Genomic DNA, 19315 nt, shown 5'->3' with positions numbered 1-19315 from the left:
CCGCCACCTCGCAAACCCCATGGATACCGGGTGCTTCCGCACCCGGGGCTTGCGACCACCCTGGGTCCCTCCATACCCCGACCCATGAATCGGGTCAATGTTGACCCACGCGGAGGATGGGGAGCGGGCTAGCGAGGGGTGAGCCGGTCGAAGGGAGAGGAGGCGACGTAGAGGCAGATGCGGTTCCGCCCCTCGTCCTTGGCGCGGTAGAGCGCCTGGTCGGCGGCGCGCACGAGCAGCTCCGCGCTGTTGACGGCGTGGTGCGGGAAGGTGGAGACGCCCAGCGAGGCGGTGACGCGCAGGGTGCGCCCGGGCCCGGTGTGCAGCTGGCCGAGCTCCCGCCAGACGCGCTCGGCCACGGTGAGGGCGCCGGCCAGCGGGGTGCGCGGCAGGAGGATGGCGAACTCCTCGCCTCCATAGCGGGCGAGCAGGTCCGTCTCGCGCACGCTGCGCTGGAGGGAGGCCGCCACGTCGCACAGGACGATGTCGCCCACCTGGTGGCCGTGCGTGTCGTTGAAGGCCTTGAAGTGGTCCAGGTCGATGAGGATGAGCGACAGCGTGTCGTCGTAGCGCTGGGCGCGGCGGAACTCCTCGCGCAGCCGCTCCTGGAAGTAGCGGTGGTTGTGGACGCCGGTGAGGCCGTCGGTGACGGACAGGCGCTCCAGCGAGGTGACGCGGGTGAGCAGCTCGTTGAGGCGCTGGCGCTCGCGCAGGCAGCGCTCCATGCGGGCCATCAGCTCATCGGGCTCCACCGGGGTGCGCACCACCTCGGCGCCCAGGCGCAGCACGGCCACGACGGCGGCGCGCTCCTCCGCGGGCACCAACGCGATGATGCCGGGGCCCGAGCCATCGTCGTCCCGGGCCATCAGGTGCTGCAGCAGCGCGCGCGAGGGCGCACCGGCGGGACCCAGGGCGAGGAGGACGAGATCCGTCTCCGCGAGGCGGCGTTGCGCCTCGGGACCGGCCGAGACCAGCCGGACGGAGTACCCCCCTTGCTCCAGTGTGCTTGCCAGCTCGGCCTGCCGTTCAGGCAGTTCGTCCACCAACAGAATGAGGCGCCTGTCTCCCACATCTATCCCCGAAACCAACCCAAGCGCTCACGCTACCACGGCCGAGCGAGGACTCGCGACCGTTGGATTGCGCTTGCCCTGCGATGTTTGATAGCCAGCCGCCCCAGTTCCGCTCCGCCGAGACTGCGACAGGGGCACATCGCCGAGGTCACATCGTGGGTCAATCTCCCAGCATCAGCCTCTTCTTTCCCGCCTGGAACGAGGAGGACTATGTGGAGCGCTCGGTGGCGCGCGCCATGGAGGTGCTCCCCCGGCTGACGGATGACTTCGAAATCATCGTCGTCAACGACGCCTCCACGGACCGCACCCAGGAGATTTGCGAGGAGATGGCCTCGCGCATCCCCCAGCTCCGGGTCATCACGCACCCGGTCAACCTGAAGCTGGGTGGGGCCATGCGCACGGGCCTGTCCGCGTCCACCAAGGACATCGTGGTGTACTCGGACATCGATCTGCCCTTCGACCTGAAGGAGCTGGAGCGGGCGCTGCACCTGATGAAGTACCTGGAGGCGGACATGATCTGCGCCTTCCGGTTCGACCGCACGAGCGAGGGGCCCAAGCGCATCGTGTACTCCTTCGCCTACAACCTGCTCATCCGGACGCTGTTCGGTGTGTACGTGAAGGACATCAACTTCAGCTTCAAGGTGATGCACCGGCGGGTGCTGGAGGCGGTGGAGCTCAACAGCCAGGGCTCCTTCATCGACGCGGAGCTGGTGGTGAAGGCCATCCACCAGGGCTTCAAGGTGTTCCAGATGGGGGTGGACTACTTCCCGCGCACGCGTGGCATCTCCACGCTGTCCTCGCCGGCCGTCATCGCGAAGATGGTGCGGGAGCTGGTGAAGCTGTACCCGGAGACGCGCCACCCGCAGGCGGCCAAGCGTCCGGTGCGGCTGCCGCCGTCGGTGGCCCCGCTGCATGGCTCGGCGCGCGAGCGCGACAAGGCGCGCGGCCACGGGTAGCGCGGTGGGACGGGCACGCACACGCCTCGTCGTCAACGCGGATGACCTGGGGCTGCACCCGGCCCTGGACGCGGGCATCTTCCGGGCGCACCGCGAGGGCATCGTCACCAGCGCGACCGTGCTGGTGAGCGGCCCGAGTGCGCCCCAGGCGGTGCCCGAGGCCCGGAAGCGCGGCCTGGCCCTGGGTGTCCACCTGGCCTTCTGCACCCGGCTGCCCCCGGCGGCGCCCGCCTCGCACGTGCCCACGGTGGCCCCGGAGGGACGCCTGCGCGGAAGCTGGGCGGACTTCGCGCGGGCCTGGCTCACCGGGCAGGTGCGCCGCGAGGAGCTGGAGCTGGAGCTGGCCGCGCAGGTGCGGCGCGCGCGGGAGCTGGGCGCGGAGGTGGACCACCTGGATGGCCACCAGCACCTGCACCTGCTGCCCGGCGTACGCCCCCTGGTGGAGGCCCTGGCACTGCGAGAAGGGCTGCCCCTGCGCTGGCCGGACCGGTTGCCGCGGCTGTCGTGGCTGCGGGCGCCCGGGCCGGCGGTGAAGACGTCGCTGCTGTCGCTGCTGGCCCGGAGCGCGCCGGGGCCACGGCCCGGAGTCCGGCGGGTGAGCGCGGGTGGCATCTTCGAGGCGGGCCAGCTCACCGAGTCCGCCCTGCTCTCGCTGCTGGAGTCACTGCCCCCGGGAGACTTCGAGCTGGGCTGCCATCCGGGCGAGGGCCGCCCTCACGTGCCGGAGGACCCGGCGTGGACGTACGGCTGGCAGTCCGAGCTGGACGCACTCACCAGCCCCCGGGTGCGGGCCCGGCTCGAGCAGCTCGGGGTGGAACTGACCACCTACGGCGCGCTGGGTGCCGCCCCGGCCTCGGCGGTGGCCTCCGCCACGTAGAGGATGTGGGGCGTGGAGTAGCCCGCGCCCAGCTCCACCGTCTCGCGCGGGGTGAAGCCGGCCTGGCGCAGCAGGGCCTCCATGGCCTCGCGCGGCTGGAGCACCAGCGCGCCCCCGGCCTTCGTCCGGCCGAGCAGCTTCACCATCACCACCTCCTGGGCGAGGCACTTGTAGTGCTTCCAGGAGCGGTCCCCCTCGGCCTCCTTCAGCAGCAGCCGCCCCCCGGGACGCAGCAGGCGCCGCGCCTCGCGCAGGAAGCCGGGCCAGCGCTCCACGGGGAGCAGGTAGAGGACGTCGCTCACCACCACCGCGTCGAACTGGCCGGGGAGCCGCTCGGCGAGCGCCTCCACGGTGCCCACCTCGGCGCGCACGTTGGGCAGACGGCCGGGTCCGCTCCGGGCCCACTCGATTTTGCGTGGGTCGGGATCGACCCCGTGCACGATGCGCCGGGAGTCACCGAGGGCCAGGAGGGCGGAGAGCAGGCCGTGCCCACATCCCACATCGGCCACCGTGCCACCTGCGGGCACGCGGGAGGCGACGGCCTCGAGCGGCGCGGAGAAGGCGCGGGCGTGCACGTGGAAGCGCTCGCTCAACGGGAGGTGGGAGAACAGCGCCAGGGCAGGAGCGAGTGGAGCGTTCACGAGATGTAGTGGTCCAGGCCGAAGGCGGCCGACAGGAGGACGAGCGACACGGCGCCCACGGCGAGGAGGCCCTGGCGCACACGCGGGTGGTCGCGCAGCAGCAGCGCGAGGGTGAGGAAGAGGGGGAAGGCGGAGATGAGGTAGCGCCCCATGCCCATGAAGTCCTTGGTGGTCAGCGTGGGGATGCCCACCAGCACGGCGCAGTACACGCCATAGCCCCACCCCAGCTTGCGGAAGGTGGGCCACACCAGCGCGAGCGCGCCCAGCGTCAACAGCGCGTGGAGGCACAGCCGCGAGACGGTCTCCGCGTTGGAGTCCGGAGAGAAGACGGTCTTGAACCAGGACAGCTTCAGCAAGGAGCGCCAGCCGGGCTCCTGTCCCCACCCGACCTGGGCCTCGGCGAAGGCGAAGGGCGCGCCGAACTGCTTGTCCAGGTAGAGCATGTAGAGCAGGAAGCCGAGCGCGGACAGCACGGGCAGGAAGTCGAGCGCGGTCCAGCGCTCTCCCCGCTCACGCTTCCACTCGAGCCGGCGAGCGAGCAGGCCGAGCACCACCGCGGGCGCCACGGGCCGCGCCGCTGTCGCCACCGCGCCGAGCAGCACGGCCAGCCCCAGGTGTCCCTTCTCCAGCAGGAGGAAGGCGCCCACCACCAGCAGGAGGAAGAGCGCGTCGGAGTACATCACCCCGTAGAGGAAGAAGGTGAAGGGGTAGAGGGCGAGCAGCAGCGAGGCCTGGAGCGCGAGGGGCTCTTCCGCCCGGAAGCGCGCCCAGCGCAGGAAGAGGAGGATGGCCAGCGGTCCACACAACAGCGTGACGAGCACCCCGGCCTGGTACACGTCCGGGCCGAGCGCCTGGACGGCGCGGATGGCCAGCGGGTAGAGCGGGAAGAAGGCCACGGAGCTCTGCTCGCCGGGCGTGAAGCTGTAGCCCTCCTGGGCGATGCGCATGTACCAGCTGGAGTCCCAGCCCACCCAACCCATGACGACGTACTCGTCGAGCCGCACCACGGGGGCCTGGGGATTCTTGTGGTGGAAGCGCCAGGCGGCGAGCCCCCCCGACACGGCACAGGCCAGGACGGCCGCCAGGATGACGAGGGCCAGGGTGCGGGACGCGGAGCGAGGCATGCGGCGCAGGCATCGTCCAGAAAGGCGCCGGGGTCAAGGACCCCACGCGCACGAAACGGCGCTTTCCGCCTCGTGCCCCTTCACCGAAGATGCCCGCCTTCCCCAGCAGGAGAATGCATGCACCGCATGTTCCGCAGCCTCATGGTGCTCGTGCTCGTGGCGCTCGCCGGTCCCGCGAGGGCCCAGGCCGCGAAGCCCCAGCCGCCCAACGCCGCATCCGAGCGCGCCGACTACATCCGCTCGCACTACACCAAGTTCGAGTACCGCGTCCCCACGCGTGACGGGACGAGGCTCTTCACGTCCGTCTACGTCCCCAACGACGCGAGCCCCACCAGGCGCTACCCCATCCTGCTCACGCGCACGCCCTACTCGGTGGCGCCGTACGGACAGGACCGGTACCCCCGTGGGCTCGGGCCCACCGCCGAGTACGAGAAGCAGGGCTTCATCTTCGCCTTCCAGGACGTGCGTGGCCGCAACATGTCCGAGGGCGAGTTCATCAACGTGCGCCCGCACCTGGCGAAGAAGAGCGGGCCCAAGGACATCGACGAGAGCACCGACACGTACGACACCATCGAGTGGCTGGTGAAGAACGTGCCGGGCAACAACGGCCGCGTGGGCCAGTGGGGCATCTCGTATCCCGGCTTCTACACGTCGGCGGGCGCCATCGACTCGCACCCGGCGCTCAAGGCCGTGTCGCCGCAGGCCCCCATCGCCGACTGGTTCTGGGACGACATGCACCGGCATGGCGCCTTCAACCTGGCGCTGGCGTTCAACTTCTTCTCGGGGTTCGGCAAGCCCCGGCCGCAGCCCATCGCCAAGGAGAACTGGGACCACTTCGAGCACGGCACGCCGGACGGCTACCAGTTCTTCCTCGACCTGGGCCCGCTGTCCAACGCGAACACGCGCCACTTCAAGGGCGACATCTCCTTCTGGCAGGACATCGTCGCGCACCCCAACTACGACGCCTTCTGGCAGGCGCGGAACCTCCTGCCGCACCTGAAGAACATCAAGGCCGCGGTGATGGTGGTGGGCGGCTGGTACGACACCGAGGACCTGTACGGCCCGCTGCGCACGTACGCCGCCATCGAGAAGCAGAACCCCGGCATCTCCAACACGCTCGTCATGGGCCCGTGGCCGCACGGCGGGTGGACGCGCGGGGACAGCACGGGGCTGGGCGACGTGGACTTCGGCTTCCGCACGAGCGCGCTCTACCAGGAGCTGGAGCTCGCCTTCTTCAAGTACCACCTCAAGGGGGGCGACAAGCCGGAGCTGCCCGAGGCCCTGGTGTTCGAGACGGGCGCCAACCGCTGGCGGCGCTTCGACACGTGGCCGCCCAAGGGCGTGCGCGAGGCGAAGCTCTACTTCCAACCCAAAGGCGGCCTCTCCTACACCGCGCCCGCGTCCGCCGAGGAGTCCTTCGACGAGTACGTGAGTGACCCCAACAAGCCCGTGCCCTACACCACGGAGCTGACGACGGGCTGGGCCAGGAACTACATGACGGAGGACCAGCGCTTCGCCTCGCGCCGGCCGGACGTGCTCGTGTACCAGACGGAGCCGCTGGAGAAGGACCTGACGTTCGCGGGCCCGCTGGAGGCCGAGCTGTGGGTGTCCACCACGGGCACCGACGCGGACTGGGTGGTGAAGCTCGTGGACGTCAACCCGGGCAAGATGCCGGGCCCCATGTGGGGCGAGCCGGAGGAAGGCCGGAGGGACCGTGGCGGCCAGCAGACGCTGGTGCGCGGCGAGCCGTTCCGCGGCCGCTTCCGTGACAGCTACAGCGAGCCCAAGCCCTTCAAGCCGGGCGAGGTGACGAAGGTGCGCTTCGTCATCAACGACGTCTTCCACACCTTCCAGCGCGGGCACCGGGTGATGATCCAGGTGCAGTCGAGCTGGTTCCCCTTCATCGACCGGAACCCGCAGACCTTCGTGCCCAACATCTTCGAGGCGAAGGAAGAGGACTTCGTGCGCGCCTTCCACCGCGTGTACCGCTCGGCGGCGCACCCCAGCTCGCTCGAGGTGAGCGTGCTGCCGGCGCTGGACGACTGACGCGCCCGGGAGGGCGGGGAGCCCACGAGCCCCCTGCCCTCCCCTCCCGAGGAACTAGCGCGGGTAGAACGTCTTGCCCGCCTTCACCCTCTCCACGAGGGACGGCGCGGGGGTGAAGCGCTCGCCGTACTTGTCCTGGAAGTGCTCCAGGCGGCGCAGCAGCTCGGCGGGGCCGAGGCTGTCCGCGTAGCGGAAGGGGCCTCCGAGGAACGGCGGGAAGCCGAGCCCGAAGATGGCACCCACGTCGCCATCCCGCGCGCTGCGGAGAATCCCCTCGCCGAGGCAGCGCACCGCCTCGTTCACCATCTGCAGGGCGCACCGCTCGGCCATCTCGCGCGCATCGAGGCTCTTGCGGTTCTTCCCGTGCGGCAGGAGCTCGTAGACGGTGGGGTCCACCTCCTTCTTCTTGCCGTCGTAGGTGTAGAAGCCCTTCTTGTTCTTGCGGCCGAGCCGTCCGTCGGCCACCACCTTCTCCAGGGCGCGGGGCGCGGCCATGCGCTTGCCGAAGGCGGACTCCATGATGGGGCCCACCTTCTGCGCCACGTCGATGCCCACCTCGTCCAGCAGGGTGATGGGGCCCACGGGGAAGCCGAAGTCCACGAGCGCCTTGTCCAGCTCGGCGATGCCGGCGCCATCGGCCAGCAGGTGCGCGGCCTCGTTCATGTACGGCGCGAGGATGCGCGAGGTGTAGAAGCCCGGCCCGTCGTTGACGACGATGACCGTCTTGCCCTGCTTCTTGCCCACCTCCACGCAGGTGGCCGTCACCCAGTCGGCGGTGCCCTTGTGGGTGATGATCTCCAGCAGCGGCATCTTGTTCACCGGGCTGAAGTAATGCATGCCGATGACCTGCGCGGGCCGCTTGGAGCCCTTGGCCAGCTCGGTGATGGGGATGCTGGAGGTGTTGGAGGCGAAGATGCAGTCCTCGCGGGTGACGGCCTCCACCTCGCCCATGATGCGGTGCTTGAGGGCCAGGTCCTCGAAGACGGCCTCGATGACCACGTCCACGTTCTTGAAGCCCTCGTAGCCGGTGCCGCCGGTGACGAGCGCCATCTTCGCGGCCGCATCGCGCCACGTGAGCGAGCGCTTCTTCACCCGCTCATCGTAGAGGCCCTGCACCTGCTTGAGGGCCCGGCCCACGCCCGCGTCGTCCTTGTCCTTCACGCGCACCGGCACGCCCTGCAGCGCCGAGCTGACGTAGGCGATGCCGCCGCCCATCAGCCCGCCGCCGAGCACGCCCACCTTCTTCACCTCGCGCGGCTTCACGTCCGCGCTGGCCGTGCCGTTCTCCTTCTTCAGCGCCGTGGTGGCGAAGAAGATCTCCACCAGCCGCATGGAGACGTCGGACACCACCAGCTCGCCGAAGAACTTCGCCTCGGCCTCCAGGCCCGCCGAGCGGCCGGACTCCACGCCGATGCGGATGGCCTCGAGCGCCTTCTCCGGCGCCGGGTACTTGCCGCGCGTCTTCTTGCGCAGCTGCTTGCGCGCCTGGTCGAAGAGGATCTTCCGGCCCACCGGGTTGTCCTCGAGCGCGACCTCGGTCCACATCTCCTTGTTGGTCAGCCCCAGCAGCAGTCCGCCCAGGCCCTTCTTGCCCTGCTGCGCCACCGCCTTGAGGCCCTGTCCCCGGGGACGCTCCACCTTCAAGCCCTCGGCCAGCTCGCGGGCGCGGCGCACGGCCAGGGAGCGGAGGATGGGCGCGGGCACCACCTCGTCCACCAGGCCCAGCTTCTTCGCCTTGGACGGCTTCACGTTCTTGCCGGTGAGGATGAGGTCCAACGCGGCCTGCACGCCGATGAGGGCCGGCAGCCGCTGGGTGCCACCCGCGCCGGGGATGAGGCCCAGCTGTACCTCGGGCAGCCCGAGCGTCGTCTTCGGGCTGTCGGTGGCGATGCGGTAGTCACAGGCGAGCGCCCACTCCAGGCCGCCGCCCAGGCACGCGCCGTGGATGGCCGCCACCACCGGCTTGGAGAACGCCTCCAGCCTGTCGAAACCCTGCTGCCCTTGACGCGAGGCGGCGGTGGCCTCGGCGGCCGACTTCAGCGTCTGCAGGAAGTCGATCTTCGCTCCGGCCACGAAGCTGTCCTTCTTGCCGGACATGAAGACGAGCGCCTTCACCGCGGGATCCTTCTCCGCGCGGGTGAGCAGGTTCGCGAACACCTCGCCCGTCTCGGGGGAGAGCGTGTTCACCGGCTCGCCCGGCAGATCCAACACGAGGAGCGCGACCCCGTCCTCGACCTGGTAGGTGAAGCCCTGCTTCGCCTCGAGCTCCTGAGCCATCATGGCAGCCATCACGCACGCTCCAGGACCACCGCGGCTCCGAGGCCACCGGCGGCGCAGACGGTGCACAGCACCGTGTTCTTGTTCTGACGCTTCAGCTCATGCAGGGCCTGGGTGACGATGCGCGCCCCCGTGGCCCCGAAGGGATGGCCGATGGAGATGGAGCCACCCGACAGATTGAGACGCGTGCGGTCCACCTCGCCCACCGGCGCGCTCCAGCCGGCCTTCCGGGCGAACTCCTTGGACGCCAGCGCCTGGATGTTGCTGGCCACCTGCGCGGCGAAGGCCTCGTGCATCTCCACCAGATCGATGTCCGAGAGCTTCATGCCCGCGCGCTCCAGCGCGATGGGGGCCGCGTACGCGGGGCCCTGGAGCAGCTGGTCCCCGGGATCGGTGGCGGCATAGGCATGGGCGCGCAGGTAGCCGAGCGGCTCCAGGCCGAGCGCCTTCGCCTTCTCCTCGCTCATGAGCAGCAACGCGGCGGCGCCGTCGGTGAGCGGCGAGGCGTTGCCGGCGGTGACGGAGCCATACTTGCGATCGAACACGGGCCGGAGCTGGGAGAGCGCCTCCAGGCTGGTGTCCTCGCGGACGATGTTGTCCTTCTGCGACACCTTCTCGTACTTCGGCGGCACCACCACGTGCATCACCTGGGCGTCGAAGAAGCCCTCCTTCCAGGCGCGCGCGGCGTTCTGGTGCGAGGTGAAGGCGATGGTGTCCTGCTCCTGGCGGGAGATGCCGTTCTCCTTGGCCATCTTCTCGGCGCTCTCGCCCATGGTGAGGCCGGTGGAGTACTCGGCGATGGCTGGGGGCACGGGCACCAGATCCCTCGGCTTGAGCGTCTGGAAGGCCTTGAGCTTCTCCGGGAGGCTGCGCGCCTTGGAGGCGGCCACCAGCGCCTGGGCCAGCGGACGGCTGGTGAAGATGGGCGCGTCCGACATGGACTCGGTGCCACCCACGAGCACCACGTCCGCCTCGCCCACCGAGATGGCGTTGGCCGCCGTCGTCATGGCCTGGATGGAGGTGGCGCAGGCGCGCGCCACGGTGAACGCTTCGATCTTGCGCGGCAGCCCCGCGGCCAGCACCACCTCGCGCGCGATGGACGGCGCGGTGAGCGTGGGGATGACCTGGCCGAACACCACCTGATCAATCTCCTGGGGATCGATGTCCGCGCGCTGCACCAGCTCCTGGACCACCATGCGGCCCAGGTCCAGCGCGGTGAGCTTCGCGAAGTCGGTTCCCGCCTTCACGAAGGGCGTCCTCAATCCGCGGACGATGGCCACCCTGCGGTGACCGTGACGCTGCTTCTCGCGAGCCATGTGTGCCTCACCTTCCCGACGTAGATGAGGCGCATCTAATGGGCCGTGTCGCATCGCGTCAACGGAAGATTGATTCCGGAGTCAACGCGGTGACCCCCGAGTGTTTCGCCCCCTCGGTGGGCGGCTCAGGGAGCGGTGCCCGGCTGTTGAGCAGCCAACTTCCCGAGGAGGAACTCCTCCAGGGGGCGGAGCTCCGGGGCGACGGCCCACAGCGAGGACAGGTCCGCCTTGTCGAGCCGGCTCACCAGGGCCTCGGGAAAGGGCTGCTCACCCGCCTGCGCGAAGATCTCCGCGAGCACCTTGTTGGGCTCGTAGCGGCCCCGGATGAGCTGCTCGAACGAGGGAGTCACCGGCAGCAGGGGGCGCAGCAGGTGCTCGTCCCGGAAGAGGAACACGGCGATCTCGGGCGCGATCGGCAGGATGAGCCATTCGCTGGGAGGCGCGGCCTGCTCCAGGAACAGATGCACCCAACCGCACTGCTCCGCGATCAGCTCTGGAGAAAACGTCTGGGCATCGCGCACCACGGCCACGGGCACTCGCTCCTTGAAGAGGATCTCCCGCGCCACTCTCGAAGCTCCGATATTGCTATGGGCCCAACTGATCTGAATGCCCCGTCCCCCCAAACGGGGATGACCCTCCACCAGACGCCGCATGAGCTTCCCAGCCACGCGTCCCGGGGTCACGATGGCCACACTCATCACGCATTCCCCCTGTCCAACGGTTTCACTTCCGCGAATCCCATCTCCACCGCATGCCGCAGCTTCCTCCTCATTCCCGCGAGGAGCCGCTGTTCCCGAAGGGCCTGCTCGAGCTCCTCGCCCTCCCACAGCAGCACATCGGGAGGTGGCAGCATGTTCATCACCGAGGACGCGGCCTCCGAGACTTCTCCTGTGCAGAACAGCGCCCCGATGGTGGTTCGCGGCCGGCGCAGGAGCTGGGACTTCAGCTTGACGATGGTCGAGGTATCTACCGGTCTGGTCATGTCCTTGCACTCTACCAGACAGGACACCCCATCGAAATAGACCACCCCGTCGATCTGCTCCAGGAGGACACCATCCCGGTACACCCGATACGGCCAGGTCACCTCGGCGCCCTCCAACTGGAACGCTCGCAGCAGGAGGTACTCCAGCAGCACCCCGGCGGGCCACTCGGGGGGCGAGACTCCCGCCCGAAGGCCCTGCCACAGCTCCAACACCCCTGAATGATCGAGCGCGAGCACCCTGCGCTGGTACTCGCCGCCCCTGCCCTCGTCTGTCACGGCACCCGTCCCCTTCCCCGACCTTCCACGCCACCCTACCGGGTGCCCCTGACATCCCCGGCCGACTCCCGGGGTCACGTCATCAGGTGCCCTGGCGGAGCGCGATGCCGTGCTTGTGCACGGCGTCCACCATGAACTTCGCGGCGTCGGGATCCGTGGGCGGGAGGATGCCGTGGCCCAGGTTGAAGATGTGCCCCACGGGCCCGGCGCGGCGGAGGATGTCCACCACGCGCTGCTCCAGCTCCTCGCGCGGCAGGAAGAGGTGGAGCGGATCCAGGTTGCCCTGCACCGCCACGTCGGGCCCGAGCACGCGCCGGGCCTCGTCGATGGGCGTGCGCCAGTCCTGTCCGACCACGTCCGCGCCGGTGCGCTTGAGCAGCGGCAGGTGGTTGGACATGCCGGTGCCGAAGACGATGACGGGCACGCCCTTGGCCTGCACCTCCTTCACCATGCGCGTGAGGTACGGCAGGCAGAAGCGCTCGTAGTCCCAGGGCGACAGCTCCCCGCCCCACGAGTCGAAGATCTGCACGATGCTCGCGCCGGCCTCCACCTGCATCAGCAGGTACGGAATGAGCGTGCTCGTCAGCTTCTCGAAGAGGGTGTGGGCGAGCTTCGGCTGCTCGAAGAGGAGCCGCTTGATGAGGATGTAGCTCTTGGAGCCGCCGCCCTCGACCATGTACGCGGCGAGGGTGAAGGGCGCGCCGCAGAAGCCGATGACGGGCACCGAGTCGTTGAGGGCGCGGCGGGTGCGGCGGATGGCCTCGGCGACGAAGCCGGTGCCCTGGACGGGGTCGGGCACGCCCAGCCGCTCGATGTCCGCGGCGGTGCGCACGGGGTTGGGGAAGTGCGGCCCCTTGTCCCCGAGCTCCAATTCAATCCCCATGGCCTCCACGGGGATGAGGATGTCCGAGAAGATGATGGCGGCGTCCACGCCCAGCCGGGTGATGGGCTGGACGGTGACCTCGGCGGCGAGGTCCGCGTTCTTGCACAGGTCCAGAAAGCCGATGGTGCCGCGGATGGCTCGGTACTCGGGGAGGTAGCGGCCGGCCTGGCGCATGAGCCACACGGGGGTGGTGTCGGTGGGCTGGCGGCGGGCGGCTCGCAGGAGGCGGTCGTTCAAGGGGTGGGCTCCGTGTCTGCCCCGTCTCCCTCGGGGAGTGGGCGCGGGGGCGAGGGTTGTCAGGTGCCATCGCCAGGGTCAACGCTCGTGTCAGGACGGCCCGGAATGATTCGTCCGTCCAAAACGTATGCTTGACAGTGACGGGCGTGGCCGATACAAGCCCGCCCCGTCGCAACGCGGTGACGCAAGCGAGGGGCGGATAGCTCAGCGGCAGAGCGTCGCCCTTACAAGGCGAGGGTCACAGGTTCAATCCCTGTTCCGCCCAAGCAGTAGCCGTGGTAGTGCAGCACAGCGGTGTCGTGGGGAGTTAGTTCAGTTGGTTAGAACGCCGGCCTGTCACGCCGGAGGCCACGGGTTCAAGTCCCGTACTCCTCGCCAATAGAAGGGCCCGGAATCGCAAGGTTCCGGGCCCTTCGCCTTTTCTCCCCCCCCTGTTTCGGCGGCCCCTCTACGGGCCGTCCGGGCGCGAGCCGTTGTCCAGCTCGTCGCGGTCGAGCAATCCGTCCTCATCCCGGTCCACGCCGATGCGCCACTCGGTGTCCTTGGGCACCACCGTGTAGGTGAGCTCGCTGCCCGGTCCCGCCAGCAGTTGCAACGCCGCGGCGCTCGGCGTCTCCAGGGCCCGGTCGGACTGGAAGGTGCCACTGCCCACATAGGTGTATCCGCGCTGGAGTCCCGCCTGCCGGCCCTTCACCACCAGGCCCACCTTGCCCGCGTCCGCCAGGGAGAAGAAGGTGCTCAACAGGCTCTGCTGGCTCGTGCTGAGCAGCGGGGAGTCCAACGTCAGCTGCCAGCCCACCGCGGCATGGGTATCCCGGCTGGCCATTCCGGGCGGCTCGAGCACGCTGGTGCCGGACGCGACGGGCAGCTCCGAACCGGACAGGGCGAGCATCAACGCCACCAGATCCGCCACCTCCTGGTCGCTCGCAGGCGTGAAGCCGGGCTGCGCGATGAAGCGCGCCAGCGAGTCCACCGAGCCGTCATGCATGAAGCCGAAGCCGGACAGGTTGGACGTCTGGGAGAACTCCATGCCCACCTTCTTGTAGAGGTTGCGCAGCTGCGGAACCTTCATCGTCACGTGGGTGTTCGCATCCGCGGAGACGAGCCCATGGCGCTGTTCCCCCTGCGGACCGGCCGGGAGGGAGACGAACTGGCTCCCGTTCCACGTCATCGCGCTGGACTGCCCGGTGGGCAGGGCGTGGCAGGTGTTGCAGGCGAGCACATTGCTCCCGAGCAGGCGCGGAGGCCGGAAGATGGCCAGCCCGTTGACGGCGTTGCCAGGGGGCAGCGGCGTACCGGCGGGCGCGAAGACACCGGGCGCGTAGTGGCCGGGCAGCGGCAGGTTCGTGGGCAGCGTGTTGTCGATGTTGCGGAAGGGGTTGGGCGGGAAGGTGAGCGTGGCGAGGAAGTCCTCGAACTGCTGCATCTCCGCCGCCGGGAGGGCGGTGTCGTTGCCCTGCAGACCGATGAAGGCCGGGTTGAACTCCTCCAGGCCAGCCCGGTCCCCGCGCCAGTGCAACGGCTCCTTGCCAATGATGTCCTGGAGCGTCTGGGTCACCATGGGCCCCTTCATCGGGTGCCAGTTCTCGAATCCAGGGGTGAGGGCGGGAACGCCCATGCCCAGGTTCTGTCCCGTCAGCGTCTTCACGCTGCCCGAGGGCTCTCCCAGGTCCCAGGCGAGCCGGTCCATGCGCCCGTCCACATGGCACGAGCCACAGGAGATGTGGCCCTGACCCGAATAGTTGCGCGTGTTGTAGAGGTACTTGCGGCCCACCTTGATGGTGGCGGGCGAGGGATCGAAGAAGGGAATCCGGGCCTGCTCGAGGTTGGAGGAAAGGCTCGCCACCGAGAGGCTCGCCCCGAACTTGTTGAGGACATAGAGACGGCCACGGGCCCCATCCACCACCACGCCGGTGGGGCCCTCCCCCACGGTCATCCTGGCCACCCGGGCGCCGAGGTTGCTCACCACCACCACGTTGTTGGAGCCCATGCCGGTGATGTAGCCGCGCGTCCCATCCGCGCTCCAGGCGATGCCGCGTGGGTCCCCGAGGGAGAGCTCCCTCTTCCATTGGGGCAGGGTGGACACCGTGTAGTCGGCGTGCGGGTTGAGATCCGTGAGGCCCGGCGCCCCCGGGTTGGCGGGATCCACCAGCGCCAGCATCACCCGCAGGAAGCGCCCATTGAGGTTGGGCTCGAAGCGGCGCTCATTGGTGGCGTCCGTGCCCACCACCGTCACCTTGCCACTGGGGTGCACGGAGAGCGCCATGTTCAGGTTCATCAGCCTGCGCACGTAGGAGACGGACAGGGTGGACACCTGGATGATGGCCACGTCGTTGTCCGGCAGATCCCACCCCGGGACACGGCCCGAAGCGGCCGAGTTGGCCCCGCTGACGAAAGAGGTCCAGTCGCCGAGGTTGTCATCCATCCAGAGGCCCTGGGCGTTCTTCTTGACGATGAGGCCCACGGCCGGAGGGGGCGGGTTGGCGGGGTTGAGCGCCGGGCTGAAGCCCGACCCCACGTTGGGCGGCGGGTTGACCCCTCCATAGGGGCTCGAGGCCGAACTGACCGGGTTGGTCCGGGCGAAGCTCGGGTTGACGTTGCCTCCCCCCAGCACCGTGCTCCCGTTGCCAGACTCGAAGATGGCCGCGTACACCTTGGTGCCGTCCGGGCTCACCGCCAGGGCGCGAGGCTCCTCTCCCCACAGGGAGATGCGCACCGGCACTGGCGACGACACGAGCGGATCCACCACCATCACCCGGTTCACCTGTGAACAGGAGATGAAGGCCCGCTGCGGCGAACCCGCGAAGACGACATCCGCCGGCTCATCGTCCGTGCGCAGCGTGCGCACCACGTTGAGCGTGGTCAGGTCCACCACGCTCACACTGTCCGAGATGTGGTTGATCACCCAGGCCTCGGTATTGGTGCGGGCCCGCACCGACACCGGCTCCAGTCCCACCGGGATGCTGGCCGCCAGCACCGGTATCCCGCTCGTCAGCGTGAACACCATCAGACGGTTGTCCGCCGTGTTCACCGCCAGCAGCTTCGTGCCGTCCGGTGTCATGTCCAGGGGATGGACGTGCGGCGTCTCCCAATTCACGAAGGAACCGGAGGCCTCGGCCCGGACGGGAAATGCCAGGGCCAGGAGCAGCGGGAGGAAACCAATCAATCGGGTAGCGAACGCCATGGGGTACGCCTTCAGCTGAATGAAGTCAGCCATGCAGGGCCGGTCCCAGCGGCAAGAGCCGCGAGCCGCGCCGGGAATCAGGGATGGCCCTCTCTACCAAATGAGAGTGCGACACACACGCGCCACGGTGGCCTTCGCGAGTTTCTCGGGTCTCGCCAATCAGCTGTCTGGAACGCGACATCTCAGGCCGGCCATGTCCACGTACGTCCCAATGTCAGACACCCTGGCGAGAAACCTTTCACCTCCGCCGCGAAGTCACCGGCTCCACGGTCGCAAGGACTCGGGCCATGTGTCACGAAACAGGTTGACGCCCGTTCCGGATGGGAGTGGAAGAGCCCCGTGGCAACGAACTCCACGTGGAGAGGGCATCTCTTCTTCGGGTCCGGGCGCCTGCTCTACGCGGGGCCCCTGGGCGAGACGCGGCTGCATGCCCACCACAGCTTCCAGTTGGTGCTCTCGCTCGGTGAGCCCGTCACGCTGGGTGACTCCCGCCAACAGGTGCTGGCGTGTGGGGCGGCCGTCATCCCGCCGGATGCCGGGCATGCGGTGGTCCGCACGGCCAGCGCCGCGGTGCTGCTGCACGTCTCCCCCGATGACCTCGCCGGGCGAAAACTCCAGACGCTCGGCCTGGCCAGGGACTCCGTGGCCGGCTGGCAGCGGGCGGGAGAGCGGCTCGCGTTGCTTGCCTCACGGGCGCTCCCGCGGCACTGGCACGAGGCCGAGGCGCTCGCGCAGGAGATGATCCGCGCCCTCCAGGTGGACACGGCGGATCCGCGACCCGCCCATCCGGCGGTGAAACAGCTGCTGGGCCTCCTCCCCGAGCTGCTCGAGGACGACGTGAGCCTCGAGGCGCTCGCCGCGCGGGTGGGGCTCTCCGCCAGCCGGCTCTCCCATCTCTTCAGTGCCGAGGTGGGACTCCCCCTCCGGCCCTACATCCTGTGGCTGAGGCTCCACCGCGCCGCCGAGTCCCTCGGGAGCGGAGCGCCCCTCACCACCGCCGCGCACGCGGCGGGCTTCACCGACAGCGCGCACCTGAGCCACACCTTCCGCCGCATGTTCGGGCTGTCCCCCTCGGAGATCGCCGGCGTGGTCGAATGGGTCCTCCCCCCCACGCCATAGCGAGTTCTTACAAGCGCTCGCGTGCCCCTCGCGAGAAGGTGGCGGAGTCACGGAGGAGGAAGGTCATGCCGATGGAGTCGAAGCTGCGTGCCGCATTCGAGGCCGAGTTGCGCCAGGCGGCCGAGGCGGAACGGGACGGTGCGTTGCCCCGAGCCTGGCGTCACCTGGAGCGGGCCCACATCCTGAGTCAAGCGTATGCCGGGCCCCACATCCGGGTGCATTGCCTCATGTTCGGCTTCGGGTGGCGGCGCCGGGACGTGCGCGAGCTGCTCGGACAGCTCGCGAGAATCCTGGTGGCCGGGCCCGGCTCATGGCTCGGCCGGGCACCGCTCGGCAACACGGGGGGCGCCAACGTGGGCATCCTCACCCCCATGCCCATTCCCGAGGACCTGCGCGTCCTCCTCGAAGCGGGCGGGAGCCTGCCGCTCCACCCGCGCGGGCAGCCGTAGGGGGACGGCTTCAGCGGGAGACCACGGGCGCCCCATCCCCGGCGGGCAGGTCCGCGCGACGCTGGAGCTTCACCACCTCGGCCGTCACCGTCACGCTGCTGGGGAGCGGGAAGATGAAGAAGATGGCGCCGAACACCTTCGTCACCGGCAGGTACTGCGTCTGACGGAAACGCACGTTGATGGCCCCATCTCCGCCCATCGCCCGCACCTGGGGGATGAGCACGTCCTTGAACCCGGCATCCAGGTCCGTGCCAACCACGTCCACGAAGCCGAAGAGCAGCACGCCCGCGCGCGTGGCCTGGACCATGCCGAGCGTCTCGTAGGGCTCGGGGATGTCGCCCGCCGTCACGAAGACGTCCCTGCCACTGCGGTCGGACGGGACGGAGGTGGTGTTGATGACGGTGCAGCCGGTGAGCGCCACGAGCGCGAACGCAACGAGGAGACGCATGGGAGGAAGTCTCACGGTTGGGAGGAGATGAACTGGATGACTTCGCCGGTGACGATCACATTGCGGTCGCGGACCTTCACGCCACCGTTGCCTCTCGCCACATTGGAGATGGACTCGGAGAGCTCGGCCGCGCGCTCCACGCCTGTGGGCGGATTCTCGTCCTCGAACTCGATGTTGATGACGCCATCGCCGCCCATCCGCAGGGCCGTGTCCACGAGCGACTTCTTGATGACGCCATCAATGGCGGCATCGCCCACGTCCGAGTAGCCCGCCACGGTGACGCCATAGCCCAGCACCTGGGCGAAGCCGAGGGTGCGATAGGGGCGCGGCGAACCGCCGGTGCTGAGATACAGCCCGCGCCCACCCTCGGGCGGACGGTCCGACAGCTTCGAGCCGTGCGACACGGCACTGCAGCCGACGCACAACAGCACGGGAAGGAGCAACGGGAGTTTCACCGGATTCTCCAGGAGCGGAACGGGTTCAACGCGAAGGCGTACCGGCCGACGGCGGCGCGGCACCGGGGCCGAGCTTCACGACCTCACCGCTGAGGGTGACCTCGCTCGGCAGCGGGATGAAGAACAGCAGGGCGAAGAGGATGCGCGTGGGGACCGGGTACTGCGTCTGCTGGAAGCGCACGTTCATGATGCCATCCCCGCCCAGGCGCCGGACCTCGGGGAGGAGCGACTCGCGCAGCCCGGACTCCAGGTCCGTGCCGGCGGGGTCCGCGAAACCGAAGAGCAGCACGCCGCGCCGCGTGGTCTGCACCACACCGAGGCTCTGGTAGGGGCCCTTCACATCCCCCGTGGAGACGAAGACGTCCCGCCGGTCACGAATGGACGGCACCTGGGCCACGTTCACCGAGGTGCAGCCGGCCAGTGCCATCAACAACAGGAGTCCGAACGTCCCACGCATGCGGTGTTGCCCTCCCTCGTCCGCGTCAGGACGGAACATCAACGCGGAGGGCCCGCGAGGGCAACCTCTTTTTTCCTAGAGCAGCCACGTGCCCCCCGGAGCTCCGCGGCGCATGGCACAGGAGGAGGGCCCCGCCCCGCGTGGGGGAGGGGCCCTCCGGGCTCCCGCTCAGAACAGACGAGGGAAGATGGCGGAGACGGAGGCACCACCCGTTCCAGCGATGCCCTCCACCTGGCCCGCGATGGGCAACGTCTTGGACATGCCGAAGAAGTTGTGACCCAGGTACAGGTACCCGGGGCCCACTCCGAAGCCGTCCCTGCCCGCAAGGAATCCCGCCGCGTCATGCAGCACGCCGTGTGCCTTCACTCCCGGTATCCAGCCGGTGGTGACCTCCAGCACCTGCGTCATCCACCCGTCTCCGGGCCCCACCAGTCCTCCGCTCGGGTTGAGCGCGATGGCCTCTCCCGCCGTCAGCGCTCCCTGCGTAAAGCGCTCCATCGCCTCTCCGTACTGCCTCT

At 69.2% G+C, this 19315-nt stretch carries 18 protein-coding genes and 2 tRNA genes; 7 read left to right on the top strand and 13 right to left on the bottom strand.

Features of this window, described 5'->3' with window-relative positions; all coding sequences use genetic code 11:
* Positions 1-128: 128 nt before the first annotated feature.
* Entirely contained in the window at positions 129-1043 is a 915-nt protein-coding gene (locus AC16DP_RS21490) for a diguanylate cyclase (protein WP_329733897.1), read from the bottom strand.
* Positions 1044-1225: 182 nt separating this feature from the next.
* Between AC16DP_RS21490 and AC16DP_RS21485 the strand changes: the two genes are divergently transcribed.
* Together AC16DP_RS21485 and AC16DP_RS21480 are read left to right on the top strand one after the other, a co-directional pair.
* Positions 1226-2026: a glycosyltransferase family 2 protein gene (locus AC16DP_RS21485; RefSeq protein ID WP_329733896.1), complete on the top strand. Its 801-nt coding sequence runs from the start codon at positions 1226-1228 to the stop codon at positions 2024-2026.
* 4 nt (positions 2027-2030) lie between these two features.
* Positions 2031-2903, top strand: a complete 873-nt coding sequence (locus AC16DP_RS21480; protein ID WP_329733895.1) for a carbohydrate deacetylase — start codon at positions 2031-2033, stop codon at positions 2901-2903.
* Here AC16DP_RS21480 and AC16DP_RS21475 read toward each other — a convergent pair.
* Positions 2852-3544: a class I SAM-dependent methyltransferase gene (locus AC16DP_RS21475; RefSeq protein WP_329733894.1), complete on the bottom strand. Its 693-nt coding sequence runs from the start codon at positions 3542-3544 to the stop codon at positions 2852-2854. The genes AC16DP_RS21480 and AC16DP_RS21475 overlap by 52 nt on opposite strands.
* Positions 3541-4668: a mannosyltransferase family protein gene (locus AC16DP_RS21470; RefSeq protein ID WP_329733893.1), complete on the bottom strand. Its 1128-nt coding sequence runs from the start codon at positions 4666-4668 to the stop codon at positions 3541-3543. Before AC16DP_RS21470 ends, AC16DP_RS21475 begins: the two co-directional genes overlap by 4 nt.
* A gap of 126 nt (positions 4669-4794) precedes the next feature.
* Here AC16DP_RS21470 and AC16DP_RS21465 point away from each other — a divergent pair, with 126 nt between their 5' ends.
* The gene (locus AC16DP_RS21465; RefSeq protein WP_483956853.1) at positions 4795-6714 is read left to right on the top strand and encodes a CocE/NonD family hydrolase; all 1920 of its coding nucleotides are present in this window, start codon (positions 4795-4797) and stop codon (positions 6712-6714) included.
* A gap of 54 nt (positions 6715-6768) precedes the next feature.
* Here AC16DP_RS21465 and fadJ read toward each other — a convergent pair whose 3' ends face one another.
* From fadJ to hemE, 5 genes are all read right to left on the bottom strand, one after another.
* Positions 6769-9003, bottom strand: coding sequence for a fatty acid oxidation complex subunit alpha FadJ (gene fadJ / locus AC16DP_RS21460; RefSeq protein ID WP_329732584.1), 2235 nt, complete (start codon positions 9001-9003; stop codon positions 6769-6771).
* Positions 9003-10307 (bottom strand): acetyl-CoA C-acyltransferase FadI, encoded by a 1305-nt coding sequence (gene fadI, locus AC16DP_RS21455; protein WP_329732583.1) that lies wholly within the window; start codon positions 10305-10307, stop codon positions 9003-9005. The genes fadJ and fadI overlap by 1 nt, the downstream gene beginning before the upstream one ends.
* 125 nt (positions 10308-10432) lie before the next feature.
* Entirely contained in the window at positions 10433-10873 is a 441-nt protein-coding gene (locus AC16DP_RS21450) for a hypothetical protein (protein WP_329732582.1), read from the bottom strand.
* A gap of 131 nt (positions 10874-11004) precedes the next feature.
* Positions 11005-11565: a restriction endonuclease gene (locus AC16DP_RS21445; RefSeq protein ID WP_329732581.1), complete on the bottom strand. Its 561-nt coding sequence runs from the start codon at positions 11563-11565 to the stop codon at positions 11005-11007.
* Between the two features lie 82 nt (positions 11566-11647).
* Positions 11648-12685 carry a uroporphyrinogen decarboxylase gene (gene hemE / locus AC16DP_RS21440; RefSeq protein WP_329732580.1) on the bottom strand — a complete coding sequence of 346 codons (1038 nt, stop codon included), beginning with the start codon at positions 12683-12685 and terminating at the stop codon, positions 11648-11650.
* Positions 12686-12878: 193 nt separating this feature from the next.
* Here hemE and AC16DP_RS21435 point away from each other — a divergent pair.
* Both AC16DP_RS21435 and AC16DP_RS21430 read left to right on the top strand, forming a co-directional pair.
* Positions 12879-12950 (top strand) — tRNA-Val (locus tag AC16DP_RS21435).
* 36 nt (positions 12951-12986) lie between these two features.
* Positions 12987-13063, top strand: a tRNA-Asp gene (locus AC16DP_RS21430).
* 70 nt (positions 13064-13133) lie between these two features.
* Here the strand turns inward: AC16DP_RS21430 and AC16DP_RS21425 are convergent.
* Positions 13134-15902, bottom strand: coding sequence for a hypothetical protein (locus AC16DP_RS21425; RefSeq protein WP_329732579.1), 2769 nt, complete (start codon positions 15900-15902; stop codon positions 13134-13136).
* A 306-nt stretch (positions 15903-16208) separates the two neighbouring features.
* Between AC16DP_RS21425 and AC16DP_RS21420 the strand changes: the two genes are divergently transcribed.
* Both AC16DP_RS21420 and AC16DP_RS21415 read left to right on the top strand, forming a co-directional pair.
* Positions 16209-16988 carry a helix-turn-helix transcriptional regulator gene (locus AC16DP_RS21420; RefSeq protein ID WP_329732578.1) on the top strand — a complete coding sequence of 260 codons (780 nt, stop codon included), beginning with the start codon at positions 16209-16211 and terminating at the stop codon, positions 16986-16988.
* Positions 16989-17053: 65 nt separating this feature from the next.
* Positions 17054-17437 carry a DUF3703 domain-containing protein gene (locus tag AC16DP_RS21415; protein ID WP_329732577.1) on the top strand — a complete coding sequence of 128 codons (384 nt, stop codon included), beginning with the start codon at positions 17054-17056 and terminating at the stop codon, positions 17435-17437.
* Between the two features lie 10 nt (positions 17438-17447).
* Here the strand turns inward: AC16DP_RS21415 and AC16DP_RS21410 are convergent, their stop codons facing one another.
* The 4 genes from AC16DP_RS21410 to AC16DP_RS21395 all read right to left on the bottom strand — a co-directional run.
* On the bottom strand, positions 17448-17885 hold the full coding sequence (locus AC16DP_RS21410) for a hypothetical protein (RefSeq protein WP_329732576.1): 438 nt from the start codon (positions 17883-17885) through the stop codon (positions 17448-17450).
* A gap of 11 nt (positions 17886-17896) precedes the next feature.
* The gene (locus AC16DP_RS21405) at positions 17897-18340 is read right to left on the bottom strand and encodes a hypothetical protein (RefSeq protein WP_329732575.1); all 444 of its coding nucleotides are present in this window, start codon (positions 18338-18340) and stop codon (positions 17897-17899) included.
* 25 nt (positions 18341-18365) lie between these two features.
* Entirely contained in the window at positions 18366-18797 is a 432-nt protein-coding gene (locus AC16DP_RS21400) for a hypothetical protein (RefSeq protein ID WP_329732574.1), read from the bottom strand.
* Positions 18798-18965: 168 nt separating this feature from the next.
* Positions 18966-19315, bottom strand: a 350-nt coding sequence (locus tag AC16DP_RS21395) for a hypothetical protein (RefSeq protein ID WP_483956845.1), incomplete at its 5' end; no start/stop codon positions are given.

It is taken from the genome of Archangium sp. (assembly GCF_057119385.1).
The sequence above is the reverse complement of the archived record's forward strand: the minus strand, read 5'-3'. Positions and strand labels throughout refer to the sequence as shown.

Excerpts from the sequence above, each read along its gene's own strand:
- AC16DP_RS21470 (WP_329733893.1), bottom strand. The coding sequence starts at position 4,668 with ATGCCTCGCTCCGCGTCCCGCACCCTGGCCCTCGTCATCCTGGCGGCC.
- fadI (WP_329732583.1), bottom strand. The coding sequence starts at position 10,307 with ATGGCTCGCGAGAAGCAGCGTCACGGTCACCGCAGGGTGGCCATCGTC.
- AC16DP_RS21425 (WP_329732579.1), bottom strand. The coding sequence starts at position 15,902 with ATGGCTGACTTCATTCAGCTGAAGGCGTACCCCATGGCGTTCGCTACC.
- AC16DP_RS21465 (WP_483956853.1), top strand. The coding sequence starts at position 4,795 with ATGTTCCGCAGCCTCATGGTGCTCGTGCTCGTGGCGCTCGCCGGTCCC.
- AC16DP_RS21410 (WP_329732576.1), bottom strand. The coding sequence starts at position 17,885 with ATGCGTCTCCTCGTTGCGTTCGCGCTCGTGGCGCTCACCGGCTGCACC.
- fadJ (WP_329732584.1), bottom strand. The coding sequence starts at position 9,003 with ATGGCTGCCATGATGGCTCAGGAGCTCGAGGCGAAGCAGGGCTTCACC.
- AC16DP_RS21415 (WP_329732577.1), top strand. The coding sequence starts at position 17,054 with ATGCCGATGGAGTCGAAGCTGCGTGCCGCATTCGAGGCCGAGTTGCGC.
- AC16DP_RS21400 (WP_329732574.1), bottom strand. The coding sequence starts at position 18,797 with ATGCGTGGGACGTTCGGACTCCTGTTGTTGATGGCACTGGCCGGCTGC.